The organism is Paenibacillus lacisediminis, assembly GCF_046567315.2.
In genome coordinates this window covers 278,935-292,034 of record NZ_JBKIAX020000010.1, presented here as the reverse complement: position 1 = coordinate 292,034, position 13,100 = coordinate 278,935, and the positions used below count along the sequence as shown (strand labels likewise).

Annotated in this window: 14 protein-coding genes; all 14 read right to left on the bottom strand. The window is 52.9% G+C overall.

What is annotated here, in order from left to right:
* Positions 1 to 202 precede the first annotated feature (202 nt).
* Entirely contained in the window at positions 203 to 910 is a 708-nt protein-coding gene (deoD, locus tag ACLD72_RS20530) for a purine-nucleoside phosphorylase (protein WP_410997830.1), read from the bottom strand.
* A gap of 178 nt (positions 911 to 1,088) precedes the next feature.
* Positions 1,089 to 1,844, bottom strand: a complete 756-nt coding sequence (gene sigF, locus ACLD72_RS20525; protein WP_410997828.1) for an RNA polymerase sporulation sigma factor SigF — start codon at positions 1,842 to 1,844, stop codon at positions 1,089 to 1,091.
* Positions 1,845 to 1,855: 11 nt separating this feature from the next.
* A complete protein-coding gene (spoIIAB, locus tag ACLD72_RS20520) occupies positions 1,856 to 2,284 on the bottom strand; it encodes an anti-sigma F factor (protein ID WP_251587222.1) in 429 nt (142 codons plus the stop codon).
* Between the two features lie 23 nt (positions 2,285 to 2,307).
* The gene (spoIIAA, locus tag ACLD72_RS20515) at positions 2,308 to 2,661 is read right to left on the bottom strand and encodes an anti-sigma F factor antagonist (protein WP_410997826.1); all 354 of its coding nucleotides are present in this window, start codon (positions 2,659 to 2,661) and stop codon (positions 2,308 to 2,310) included.
* A gap of 93 nt (positions 2,662 to 2,754) precedes the next feature.
* Positions 2,755 to 3,942, bottom strand: coding sequence for a D-alanyl-D-alanine carboxypeptidase family protein (locus ACLD72_RS20510; protein WP_410997824.1), 1,188 nt, complete (start codon positions 3,940 to 3,942; stop codon positions 2,755 to 2,757).
* Between the two features lie 154 nt (positions 3,943 to 4,096).
* The gene (locus tag ACLD72_RS20505) at positions 4,097 to 5,428 is read right to left on the bottom strand and encodes a pyrimidine-nucleoside phosphorylase (protein ID WP_410997822.1); all 1,332 of its coding nucleotides are present in this window, start codon (positions 5,426 to 5,428) and stop codon (positions 4,097 to 4,099) included.
* 29 nt (positions 5,429 to 5,457) lie between these two features.
* The gene (locus ACLD72_RS20500) at positions 5,458 to 6,285 is read right to left on the bottom strand and encodes a purine-nucleoside phosphorylase (RefSeq protein WP_251586558.1); all 828 of its coding nucleotides are present in this window, start codon (positions 6,283 to 6,285) and stop codon (positions 5,458 to 5,460) included.
* 20 nt (positions 6,286 to 6,305) lie between these two features.
* On the bottom strand, positions 6,306 to 7,493 hold the full coding sequence (locus ACLD72_RS20495; protein WP_410997820.1) for a phosphopentomutase: 1,188 nt from the start codon (positions 7,491 to 7,493) through the stop codon (positions 6,306 to 6,308).
* A gap of 80 nt (positions 7,494 to 7,573) precedes the next feature.
* Positions 7,574 to 8,512: a site-specific tyrosine recombinase XerD gene (xerD, locus tag ACLD72_RS20490; RefSeq protein ID WP_410997818.1), complete on the bottom strand. Its 939-nt coding sequence runs from the start codon at positions 8,510 to 8,512 to the stop codon at positions 7,574 to 7,576.
* Positions 8,513 to 8,607: 95 nt separating this feature from the next.
* The gene (locus ACLD72_RS20485) at positions 8,608 to 8,844 is read right to left on the bottom strand and encodes a DUF4227 family protein (RefSeq protein WP_155619851.1); all 237 of its coding nucleotides are present in this window, start codon (positions 8,842 to 8,844) and stop codon (positions 8,608 to 8,610) included.
* 170 nt (positions 8,845 to 9,014) lie between these two features.
* A complete protein-coding gene (fur, locus tag ACLD72_RS20480) occupies positions 9,015 to 9,488 on the bottom strand; it encodes a ferric iron uptake transcriptional regulator (protein WP_036621828.1) in 474 nt (157 codons plus the stop codon).
* A gap of 150 nt (positions 9,489 to 9,638) precedes the next feature.
* Positions 9,639 to 11,039 (bottom strand): glycosyltransferase family 4 protein, encoded by a 1,401-nt coding sequence (locus ACLD72_RS20475; RefSeq protein ID WP_410997867.1) that lies wholly within the window; start codon positions 11,037 to 11,039, stop codon positions 9,639 to 9,641.
* A 5-nt stretch (positions 11,040 to 11,044) separates the two neighbouring features.
* The gene (locus ACLD72_RS20470; RefSeq protein WP_410997815.1) at positions 11,045 to 12,268 is read right to left on the bottom strand and encodes a glycosyltransferase family 4 protein; all 1,224 of its coding nucleotides are present in this window, start codon (positions 12,266 to 12,268) and stop codon (positions 11,045 to 11,047) included.
* A gap of 189 nt (positions 12,269 to 12,457) precedes the next feature.
* On the bottom strand, positions 12,458 to 13,096 hold the full coding sequence (gene spoIIM / locus ACLD72_RS20465) for a stage II sporulation protein M (protein WP_251586568.1): 639 nt from the start codon (positions 13,094 to 13,096) through the stop codon (positions 12,458 to 12,460).
* Between the last annotated feature and the right edge of the window lie 4 nt (positions 13,097 to 13,100).

Sequence of the window (13,100 nt, the reverse complement as noted above, 5' to 3'; positions counted from 1 at the left end):
CGGACATTCTCCTTTTTGAATCTAAGACCGAAACAAACCTGTAAATATATTTCATTAATTACCAAAATAGTAATTGGACCATAATTTCAACTTTTCATGTCAGGTTGTTTGCATGGCTAGTGCCTTTTTTACCGCTATTTCCGCGGCCTCCATAAAACGCAAGCAGTGCGCTCCCTTTTGCCTGCTGAAATGCGGCTTGATCTTACAACGTCACCGCGGTTTCCAGCGCTACTTCCATCATCTGTTTGAACGTCGTCTGCCGTTCCTCGGAGGTTGTCTCCTCGCCGGTCAGCAGGTGATCGCTCACCGTCAGTATCGTCAGCGCGTTTACGCCGTATTTGGCGGCCAGCGTATACAGCGCGGTCGTTTCCATTTCCACCCCAAGCACGCCGTACTTCATCAGCAGCTTCGTGACGGTCGTATCGTCGCGGTAGAACATGTCCGAACTGAAGATATTGCCGACATGCAGCTTCAGCCCTTTTTGGATGCCAAGCTCGTAAGCGGTTTTGAGCAGCGGGAAGCTGGCGATCGGCGAAAAATCAAAGCCCCCGAACACATGGCGGTTCATGCTGGAATCCGTGCAGGAAGCCTGGGCCAAAATAACGTCTCGCACATGCACATGCTCCTGCATCCCGCCGCAAGTGCCGACGCGGATCAAATTTTTGACGCCGTATTCCTTAATCAATTCATTGGCGTAAATCGAAAAGGAGGGAATCCCCATTCCGGTTCCTTGGACGGATATTTTTTTGCCTTGATAGGTCCCGGTAAATCCGAGCATCCCGCGCACTTCGTTGTAACACGTTACGCCTTCCAAATACGTTTCGGCAATAAATTTCGCCCGCAGCGGATCGCCCGGCAAAAGAATCGTTTCCGCAATGTCGCCCGGTTTGGCAGCAATATGTACACTCATCGTTTAAAATCTCCTTGCCATCAATTTTTAGTCGAACATGCTTCTATTATATAGGATGTCGCTTCGCCCGTATAGAATACGCGAGCTTTTGCAGCGGATATAAAAAAGCATCCCCTCCAAGTCTAGGCGCGTCATATGCACTGCCTGCTTGAAGGGGATTTCCATCTAACTCAACCGGTTATTGCGCGATTTGATCGCGGATGCTCTGCAGTATTTTTTTCTCCAGCCGGGAAACCTGCACCTGGGATATGCCCAGCCGCGTAGCGACTTCGGACTGGGTTTGGTCCCGGTAATACCGCAAATACACGATCAGCCGTTCCCGGTCGGTCAAACCGTCGATTGCCTCATGCAGGGCGAGCTTGTCGAACCAGCGTTCCTGGGATTCGTCAGCGATCTGATCCATCAGTGTGATCGGATCCCCGTCGTTTTCGAATACCGTCTCATGGATGGAAGCCGGCGGCTTATTGGCCTCTTGGGCAAACACGACGTCTTCCGGCGTCACCCCAAGCTCCTCGGCCACTTCCTTAACGGTGGGGAGGCGGCCCATCAGCTTCGACAATTCATCCTTTTTCTTACGCACTTTGTTGGCCATTTCCTTCAGCGACCGGCTGACCTTCAGCGTCCCGTCGTCGCGCAAAAACCGCTGAATTTCCCCGATGATCATCGGGACGGCGTAGGTTGAAAACTTCACATCATAGCTGAGGTCAAACTTGTCCACCGACTTCAGCAGTCCAATGCAGCCGATTTGAAACAGATCTTCGGGTTCGTACCCCCGATTCATAAACCGCTGCACAACCGACCAAACGAGCCGGATATTGCAGCTTACCAGCCGGTCCCTGGCAGCGTTGTCCCCTGCCTGGCTCAGGGCGATTAACCGCTTTACTTCCGCGTCGTCCAAAAACTCTCTCGAGGCTTGCTTCACTTCGGCATCCATAGATCCAACCCCTAATTGTATAAAGCTTTCTTGGATACAATCCTTTTCTTCATCCGGATGTGGGTGCCCCCGCCCACTTCGCTCACGACGTCGAATTCGTCCATGAAATTTTCCATAATCGTAAATCCCATGCCGGAGCGCTCCAGCTCGGGTTTGGACGTATACAGCGGCTGCTTGGCCAGCTCCACGTCCTCGATTCCGCGGCCCTGGTCCTCGATGATCAGCGTGACGGTATCGCCTTCAATCTCGGCGGAAATCGTTACGACCCCTTGCGGATTTCCGTCGTAGCCATGGATGATCGAGTTCGTCACCGCTTCGGACACGACGGTCTTCAAATCGGTGATCTCGTCCATCGTCGGGTCGAGCTGCGATACGAAAGCGGCCACCGTCACCCGGGCAAACGATTCGTTTTCGGATCTGGCGGCAAACTTGAGCGACATAAAATTGCTGCCTTGATTCGTGCTCACAGGGCCACCTCCAATTCCGAAAGCGCCAATCCCTCGTTTTCAAAGATCGGCATGATTTTAAACAAGCCCGACATCTCCAATAACCGGTAAACCGGCGGATTCACGTCGCACACGACCATTTTGCCGCCCTTTTGCTTGATCAGCTTATATCTTCCGAGAATGACGCCAATCCCCGAGCTGTCCATAAACAGCAGCTCTTTAAGGCTTAAAACGAGATTGCGGCAGTTCCCCCGGCCGATCTCCTCATCCATCCGCATCCGGACGTCGTCCGACGTATGATGGTCCAATTCCCCGCTTAAGCGCACAATCAGCGTGTCGCGGCGTGTTTCCATTTCCACATGCAAATTCACGTTTTGTTCACTCTCCTCCCTGACATGAACACAACAATTCTACGATCCGCCGGCCGATTCCTGCCGGGTGACAAAACTAGAAGAAAAGCCCTATTAATCTACAAAAAACAAGTGTGCGGCCGTCCGTTTGAACAACGTCCACCAGCCCGCCTTACCGATATCGGCCGGAGCGGTCAATTCAAATTCGGTAAGCACCTTTCCGTCCTGATAAACGACGAGCTTGCCGATCGATTGCCCCGCTTTAACCGGTGCCGCGAGTTTTTCCGGAACGATCAGCTTGTGCGTGATACTTTCCGCCGGCGCGCCTTTTTTCACCAGCACATTAAACGCCTTGGCGGCGGTCAGGTCGAGCTGCGCGCTCATTCCTTTCTGCACCTTTACCTTGCCGATCGTCTCTCCGGCTTGATATATCGGATGCAGGGTATATTGGGAAAAAGCATAATCGAACATCGCCGATACTTCGCTGTTCCGCGTTTTCGTATTCGGTTCACCGAGGACGACGGCGATCAGGCGCAGTCCGTCGCGTTTGGCGGTAGCTGCCAAGCAAAACTTCGCTTCCGATGTGTACCCGGTTTTCAGACCGTCGGCGCCGCTGTAGAACCGCACGAGCTTATTCGTGTTCACGAGCCAAAACGGCTTTTCCGTGCCCTGGCGCAAGTAATCCTGATAAGCCCCGGTATACTTCGTGATCCCCTCATACTTCAACAGTTCCCGGCTCATGATGGCAATGTCGTGCGCCGAGCTGTAGTGATTTTCCACCGGCAGACCGTTGCAGTTGGCAAAATGCGTGTCCTTCATGCCGAGCTGCTTGGCCCGCTCATTCATCATCTTCACGAACGCTTTCTCCGAGCCGCCGATTTTTTCCGCAAGCGCTACGGATGCGTCGTTCCCCGAAGCCATCGCCACACCTTTCAGCAGTTCATCCACCGTCATTACTTCGCCCGGCTCCAGGAAGATTTGCGAGCCTCCCATCGATGAAGCATATTCGCTGGCCGTCACCTTGTCGCTCAGCTTCAGCGTCCCTTTGTCGACCGCCTCCATCGTCAGCAGCATCGTCATGATTTTCGTAATGCTGGCCGGAGGCAGCTGCTCATGGCTCTGCCTTTCATAAATTACCGTGCCGGTATCCGCATCGATAAGCACGGCGGAGCGGGAATTTTCCGCCAGGGCGATCGCATCGTCTTCTTCATGCGGGCCGCCGTGGTTGGCAGATGCGTAATTCGGCCAGACCGAAACGGCCAAAATGAACGTGGCTAACCAAATTAACAGCCGTCTGTTCAAGATTAGTCCCCCTTTAAAAACTCTGGATTCTGCTAACCTAGTATCGGCTGCAAAGTGGGATTTTATTCCTGAACGCAAAAAAACGGCACTCCCCGCAAATCGCGAACCCCGCGATTTCCGGAAAATGCCGTCTGACGACTTTTTGAACTACCTCTCAGAACCTTTTGACGCCGTCCGGTGTGACAAGTGCAAACACCAGCGGCCTCCTCGGAACCTTCGTCCCCGAGATGCCGTAAGCCCCCAGCACCCGGCGTTCCGCCTCGGCCCGTCCGCTCTCGCGGGCGCGGTTTACGTGCAGCACGGCCAGCGTGTCGCCGATTTCGACCGGGTCGCCGATTTTTTTGCGCAATTCGACGCCGGCGCCCAAATCGATGACGGAATCTTTCGTTTCCCGTCCGGCACCGAGCATCATCGCCGCCAGCCCGATCTCCTCGGCCTGGATCGAATCGACGTAGCCGCTGCTTTCGGAGCGCACCTCAATTTGCAGCTCGGCGCTTGGCAGCAGGTCAAGGCGATCGATCTGGGACGTTTCGCCGCCTTGGGCGGAGACCATGCCTTTCAGCTTGTCCAGCGCCTCTCCGCTTTGCAGTTTGGCCTTCAGCAGCGCATAAGCTTCTTCCTCGTCAGCTGCCTTGCCGCCCAGGATCAGCATATGGGAGGCCAAAATCAGGCAGACCTCCTCCAGATCCGCCGGCCCTTCGCCGCGTAGCGTGGCGACGGCCTCCTTGATCTCCAGCGCATTGCCGATCGCAAAGCCCAACGGCTGGTCCATATCGCTGATCACCGCCACCGTGCGGCGTCCGACCTGCGTGCCGATATCGACCATCGCTTTGGCCAGGCGGATCGAATCCTCCAGCGTCTTCATAAACGCGCCGCTGCCCGTTTTCACGTCCAGCACGATCGCATCGGCGCCGGCGGCGATTTTTTTACTCATGACGCTGCTGGCGATCAGCGGAATCGAGTCCACCGTCGCCGTGACGTCGCGCAGCGCATACAGCTTCTTGTCCGCCGGCGTCATATTGCCGCTTTGGCCGACGACGGCGAGGCCGATCTCGTTCACTTGCCGAAAAAACCGGTCCTTGCCCAGCTCAACGGAGAATCCGGAGATCGCTTCCAGCTTGTCGATCGTTCCGCCGGTATGCCCTAAGCCCCGGCCGGACATTTTGGCAACCGGCACACCGGCCGCCGCCACCAAGGGACCAAGCACGATCGTCGTTTTGTCGCCGACGCCGCCCGTGGAATGCTTGTCCACCTTGACGCCGCGAATCGAGCTTAAATCGATCGTTTCGCCGGAGGAAGCCATCGCCATCGTCAAATCCGCCGTCTCCCGCGCGCTCATGCCTTGATAATAAACGGCCATCGCCCAGGCGGACATTTGATAATCGGGAATCTGTCCTTCGCTGTACCCTCGGACCAAAAATCCGATCTCCTCGGCCGTCAGCTCCTGCCCGTCTCTTTTTTTGCGGATCAGATCTACAGCTCTCATCGATCTCTACCTCCGTTCTTCTAATGGGATTACATTTTAGGAATAATGGCCAAAACAAGGCTTAAAAATTTCTCGCGCACGAGCTCGGTCGTTTCCATAACTTCCTCATGAGACAGCGGCTGATCCAAAATTCCCGAAGCCATGTTGCTGATGCAGGAAATGCCCAGCACCTCAAGCCCGGCGTGTCTGGCCACGATCACTTCGGAAACGGTTGACATTCCTACTGCGTCGGCTCCCAGCGTACGGAGCATGCGGATTTCCGCCGGGGTTTCGTAAGACGGACCCAGCAGTCCGGCATAAACCCCCTCCTGAAGCGGTACGCCTTTGTCGGCGGCAGCCTGGCGGGCTGCTTCCCGCAAACGCCGGCTGTACGCTTGGGACATATCCGGGAAACGCGGTCCCAGTTCCTCATCGTTTGGTCCGATAAGCGGATTTTTGCCGGTCAGATTGATGTGGTCGGAAATCAGCATTAAATCGCCCGGCGAATAGGAGGTGTTCACGCCTCCGGCCGCATTGGTCACCAGCAGCGTCGATACCCCGAGTTCCTTCATGACGCGCACGGGGAAAGCTGTCAGCTCCGGGCCGTATCCCTCATACATGTGGAACCGGCCTTTCATCAACACGACCGGCGTTCCCTGAACGGTGCCGATCAGCAGTTCGCCGGCATGCCCCTCCACCGTGGATTGCGGAAAATAAGGAATATCCTTATAAGCGATCGTGACCGGCTGCTCGATGTGATCGGCGAGCACGCCCAGGCCCGAACCCAAAATAAGGCCCACCTTCGGCGAATGCGCCGAGCGGGAGCGGATGTACTCCGCCGCATCCCGGATCATGCCTATCGTTAAAGTTGTCGTCATAAAAGCGGTCCTCCCGTTTCTTATTTCAATTGGCTTAAAAAGCTGATGCCGTGCTTAGGGGCGTGAACGCCAAAATTGTCCGCGATCGTGGCCGCCAGATCGGCATACGTCCCCCTCACGCCAAGGCTGCCCGGGCTCTTTAAGGACGGCCCGTAAATGAGCAGAGGCACATATTCGCGCGTATGATCCGTCCCGGCATGAACCGGATCGTTCCCATGGTCCGCGGTAATGACCAGCAAATCGTTTTCGCCGACCTTCGCGAGCAGATCCGGAACAGCCGCATCGAATTCCTCCAGAGCGCGGGCATACCCTTGCGGATCGCGGCGATGGCCGTACAGGGAATCGAAATCGACCAGATTCGTAAACAGCAAGCCGGAAAAATCTTCATCCAGGTGCTGCAGGGTTTCCTCGATCCCGTGCCGGTTGCTCTTCGTCGGGAACGACGCCGTAATGCCTTCGCCGGAGAAAATGTCGCCGATCTTCCCGACAGCCACCACTTCTTTGCCGGCGTTTTTGAGCGCGTTCAACACGGTCGGCTCCGGCGGCTTCACCGCGTAGTCGTGGCGGTTCGGCGTGCGCTGGAAGTTGCCCGGCGAGCCGACGAACGGACGGGCGATGACCCGGCCGGCCGAATGCTCCGGCTCAAGCGTCAGCTTGCGCGCGATTTCGCACGCGCGATAAAGCTCGGGCAGCGGGATGATCTCCTCGTGGGCGGCGATTTGAAACACGCTGTCCGCCGACGTATACACGATCCACGCCCCCGTTTTCATGTGCTCTTCCCCGAGCTCCACCAAAATTTCCGTCCCCGAAGCCGGTTTGTTGCCGATCACCTTGCGGCCGGTCTCCTGCTCGAAACGGGCGATTAAATCCTGGGGAAATCCGTTCGGATACGTTTGAAACGGCGTTTCGGTTTTAAGTCCCATCAGCTCCCAGTGGCCGGTCATCGTGTCCTTGCCTGCGGAAATCTCCGCCATTTTCCCGTAATAAGCGGCAGGGTCTGCGGCTGGAGCCAAATGCGGCAGCTCCGCGATATTGCCGAGGCCTAATTTTTGCAGACGCGGCAGCTTGGTGCCTTCGACCGTTTGCAAAATATGACCAAGCGTGTGCGCGCCCTCGTCGCCGAACTTCGCCGCGTCAGGCAGCTCGCCGATCCCAACGCTGTCCAGCACGATCACCGATATTTTTCTGAACCGATTTCCGTCTTGCATATTGGATCTCTCCTTTTTGAACTACCTCATTAATGTTTGTTGCTTAGTTATTCCTTAGCTGGCCAAAACCATACCGCCGGTTAATACGACGGGGCCGCCGTCCCTTTTCCCTGCTCCGGCTTCTGCCCGGCTCGCGGGTGGGCGGCGTCATACACCGATTTAAGGTTCGGTCTCGCCTGATTTAAGTACATCTGGATCGTGGCCATATCGGCATGGCCCAGCATTTCCTGCACCGATCTTACATCCGCTCCGCGTTCCAGCAGATGAACGGCGAAGGAATGTCGCAGCGTATGGGGCGTAATGTCCGCGTTAATTCCGGCCTCTTGGCCGTATTTCTTAATCACCTTCCAGAAGCCCTGGCGGCTGATCCGCCCGCCGCGCCGATTCGGAAACAACGCCTGCTCCGCCTCGGTTTGCGCCAGCGCCAAATGAGGCCGGCCTTCCCGCAAATAACGTTCCAGCCATTCCGCCGTCACGCTGCCGAACGGAATGATGCGCTCCTTCCCGCTGTCGCCGCGGCAGCGGCAAAACCGCATCGCTGTATCCACATGCTGAACGTCCAGCGAGATTAGCTCCGACACGCGGATTCCCGTGGCGTACAGCAGCTCCAGCATCGCTTTATCGCGCAGGCCCAGCGGAGCGGCCGGGTCCGGGGTCTCCAGCAGCTTCTCCGTTTCCTCCACCGACAACGTTTGCGGCGGTTTTTTGTCGAGTTTGGGCAACTCGACCAGCACAAACGGGTCCTGATCGATGACCCGCTCCCGCAACAGATACTGAAACAAAGCGCGCAGCGTCACGGACACGCGCATCAACGTGGCGGGAGCCTTGCCTTCCTCTTTCATCGCCGAGAAATAAAGCTGGATCCCGGCCCGCGTCACTTCCCGGAAATGCTCCACCCGCCGCTGCCGCAAATAATCTATGTACTGCTTTACATCCCGCGCGTAGGCCTCCAGCGTCGAACCGCTTAATTCCTTCCGCTCGGCCAAAAATGCAATAAAAGAGGCCGCATATTGTTCCACGCTCCGCGCCCCCCTTTCTCTGGTCAGATGGTATATTCCACGTTCACGGTGCGATTCCCTGCCGATAGTCCCAAGAAGTTAGACAAAAAAGTCCATTATTCTCCGTACCAATAAAACAGCTTAAGCCGGTCAGCCAAAGACGATGTCTCCCCGCTGCCGGGAATACCGGCATGAAACACCTTCACGGCAGATCCATCCGGGATCCGGTATTTATCCTCCTGAAACATATATGCCTCCAACAGCCCAAACGTTCTATACAAAGTATACGTGAGTACCGCAAACAGGAGCAAATATTTGACGGACCGCAGCCAGCGGCGAAGCGAAATCACCATCGGACATCCCTCTTTCCTAAACTTCGGCCCCCTTGCCGGCAAGGGTATAAGCGCCTTCTCTAATCAGTATATAAAGAGGATGGGACGAGTATGCGGCAGCTCCGGAAAAATCAAATAGACAACTAAAAAGCCCCCTACGGCACGCAGCCGTATGGAGCTCACCTTGAACATTATTTCGTATCGCCAGTCCCCGATGGGTCGTTGTTCTTATCTTTACACCGGTGGCAGATCCCCTGAAAATCGAGGCGGTGATCCAGCACCGTAAAATTAAACTCTTTCTCCAGCCGTTCCTCTAACGGGCCAAGCCAGTCCTCGCGGATTTCGTCCATCGCCCCGCACTGTACGCAAATCAGGTGATGGTGGTGATGTTTTGTCGTGTCCGTACGCAAGTCGTACCGGGCCACCCCGTCGCCGAAATTGATCTTTTCGACAACATGAAGCTCGCTGAGCAGTTCCAATGTGCGATAAACGGTCGCCAGACCGATTTCCGGCGCTTTATCCTTAACGAGCATAAACACATCTTCCGCGCTTAAATGATCGTCTTCGTTTTCGAGCAACACGCGTACCGTGGCTTCCCGCTGGGGCGTCAATTTGTAACCGTGGGATTGCAGCTGTTGTTTGATTTTTTCGATCTTTGCTTCCATGTTCTCCCTCCCCCAGCCATTCCCGCACATCCAAGTAAACTCATAAACCACTTCTCTCATTATAGGGGGAGTTATTCAACAAAGTCAAACATTTTGCGAGAGTCGAAAAAGTACAAAATTCGCTCACATGGAGGAGGCATCACTTAACCCTTAAACACTCTTTTGAATTAGTTTTACGACATTCGGATCGGGAACCGTATAATTGCTGGGGAAATTATCCAGAGCTTGTTTCCAATTTTCGAGATCTTTATTGTCCAATAAGTTCTTGTCAGCATAAGGATACACTGATTTGATCGAAGCGGCCTTCACTTGCCGGACAGTATTTTTCATGGAATTCTCCTCGCTTTTTTGTAATATTGCTTGCTTATATAATGCGATAACCCTGTTGATCATCTTATCGATCGTCCATCTCTCCTGAGCCCGTAACCGGGCTGCGTTCCCCAATTTCAAGCACATTTCTTCGTTTTCCATCAGTGTCTTGATATGGGAATAAATCGATTCGGCCGAAGCCTTCTGAGCGATTAATCCGGTTTTTCCATGTTCCACCATTTCGGGCATACCCCCCGCGTCAGTTACGATGATCGGTTTTCCCGATAGCTGTGCCTCAATAATAACGAACGGCTGATTATCCTGAATGCTGGGTAACAAGACAATATCGGATTGCTGAAGCCAGGATGGAACATCATCTGTTTTCCCTACAAATTGGACGTGTTTATCAAGCCCAAGTTGTTTACTTAATACTTCGAGCTGTTCTCTTTGATTCCCCTCTCCTATGATGTAGCACACCCAGTCCGTTCGCTCCTTTTTTAACATGGAAAGCGCCTCAAGGACATACCGGTGGCCTTTGAGGGGAACAAGTCTGGCGATACAGCTTAATACCTTATGCCCTGGGGGCTTCAGTTCAAGGGTGTGATTCCGTTTTGTTAAGTAGTTTTCGGTTTTGATGCCATATGGGACTTGAATAAGTCTGGCTGCCGGAATGTCCATATCTCCGGCAAATATATTATACAACCATTTGCTGGGAAAAATGGCTAGGTCACAGTTGGAAACCCCGGTATATTCCAAATATTGATTGTATCTCCACGTCAAAGATCCTTCACCGCTTTCGGGATGATCCAGATTGTATTCATTCGGAAACCACCCGTGGACAGTAGAGAGCAAAGGAACACTGTAGGGCTTGATCCGGGTTAATGCCGTAGCGGAAATCAAATCCTGAACATGAATAAGATCATATGCATCCAATTTCAATAAGGAGCAGGCAAATTCAAAACTGTATCTTTCCGCTTCCGTTTCCAGAACCCAAGGCTCCATCCGTGACCCTAGTTGGTTGTAGTAAGTTCGAATATATGTGTAGATCGGTTGCCAGATCGGGTGCTTTGGAAATCGGAATTCGGGTTTATCCAAGATATAATAGCTATCAAAAGACGGATGTTGAGCAAAAATATCAACTTCATGCCCCAGACTCTCCAAACCCGATTTTAAATTTTGAACATAAGTGCTTATTCCACCTACATGAGGAAGGGCCCAAAAAGAACATAGCAATATCTTCATCCCATTCACCTAGCCCCTGCGTTTAATAATTGTTGCAAGCGATAGATGTCAAGTACCTTTTTAGTAGTTGTGGTTGTAGAGAATTTTGTTGATACCGTTAGTTTAGCCTGTTCAATAATGTTTGTTTTCAGTTTATTATCGGCAAGCAATAATTTTATGTTCGCCAGCAACGCTTCAGAATCTCCAGTTGGAAAAAACAAACCTGTTTTCTTATGATGAACAACTTCGCTGATCCCGCCGGTTTTCGGAACAATAACAGGGACGCCGGCCAGCTGCGCTTCCAGAATTGAATAGCCAAATGTCTCCTGGATACTGGATAAAAGGAACATATCCGCTTGTTTTAATAAGGCCGGGACATCGTCTCGACTGCCAAGAAATTTTACCTGATTGCTGATTTTCAGAGTCTCGCACTGCTCCTTCAATTCTTGTTGTAATGGACCTTCTCCAATTAACCAAAGATTCCAGTCATCTCTAGTCGCGTTTAATTTACCTAGGGCATCAAGCAAACAAGATATCCCTTTCTCATAAGCAAGCCGCGCGACACTGGCGAAAACAATTTTATTGTTCGGTCGTTTAATGTTCGTTTGTCTCATCATGAGCTCTCTAAAATAAGGAACATCGATCCCATTGGGTATCACGACCAACTTGTCGGACGGAACATGAAAGTTATCCATCAAATACTCTTTTAGCCAGCGCGAAGGTACGATCGTCTTATCACTGCTTGATGCGCCAAGATGCTCCAACATGAGGCCGTATTGATGAAACAAGGGATTACTTCTAAAGAGATGACTGAGAGCATGCCGCCACTCAAAGGATAGCGAAGCGTGAATGGTTGCGATAAGCGGGCATGTACTTGGTTTGATCCGTGAAAAACTATACGTTGAGATAATGTCCTGGGTGTGGATGATGTCGTATTGCTTCAAATTGAAGGAACATGCGGCAGCTTCATACTTATATCTTTCTATTTCCTGATTCATAATCCACAATGGGGTCTGTGGACTGGAGGCTGACAAAGCTCTCAAAACATGCGGTTCTATGACTTTTTGGAAGTTTTCGCGGTGAACGGCCGATTCGCCGTTCATTATTTTATAGCGGTCCGGTCCTGAGCTTCGGCTAAAAATGTCTACGGTATGCCCCAATTGCTCCAAGCCCCTTTTTAACTGGCACATATAGGTCCAGAGCCCGCCGGTCTTGGGAAGTTCAAAGAAGGAGGCCAGCAATATTTTCAACGAATATCATCCTCGCTTTTCGTGTGACAGAGCACGTTTTATTGGAATATAGTATGCAATACACGCTGAACCCGGATTGGACACATTACGAAAAAAATGAAAAAGGATGCTTCCGAAAAAGTGAAAATTCACTTCGGCAACATCCTGAATGCAGACGATTTGCAGTAAATGTGATTTTTTCGTGATGGATCACAATCCATTTGGCCCGATCATCGGCGTAACCCAGGCCATCATCGCCGGAGTGACCCACGTTTCGAACGAAGATACCGCAAGCAGCACGGCGGCCATTGCCAGCGTCAGGCCGGTGTAGGACAGAAACGGGCGCGAAGCGTTGCCGCTGCCGCCTAGCAGCACCCGCGAACGGATGATGTTCAGCGAAAAACTTACGGCGGCCACGCTCGCAATCAGCAAGGCAGGAATCACGACCAAATTATGCGGCGCAATCGAGACGAGGGCGAACAGCAGCCCTTTCCAGGTGTATTGCCCAACCAGACAGCCTACCGTAAAGCCGATCAGCACGCCTTTCAGAAAGTCGAGAATCAAGATCCCCGGAAGACCGATCACGGACAGTCCGAGAAGCCAAATCAAACCCAGCCATTTCAAATGTAAAACGGCGACTTCCCAGTAAGACATCGGCTGAAACTCCGTTCCGCCTTCGTTGATCGATAGAAAAAAGTCGCCGAAATATCGCGATAAATCCTGCTGCTGCTCCAGCGTCAGCGCATTGACCATCAGCGCTCCGAACACGACGCCCATCACAAACAGCACCGCAACAAACACGTACAACGGGGTTTGATCCTTGAGCGAATGGCGTAATGGTTGAAGCATGTAA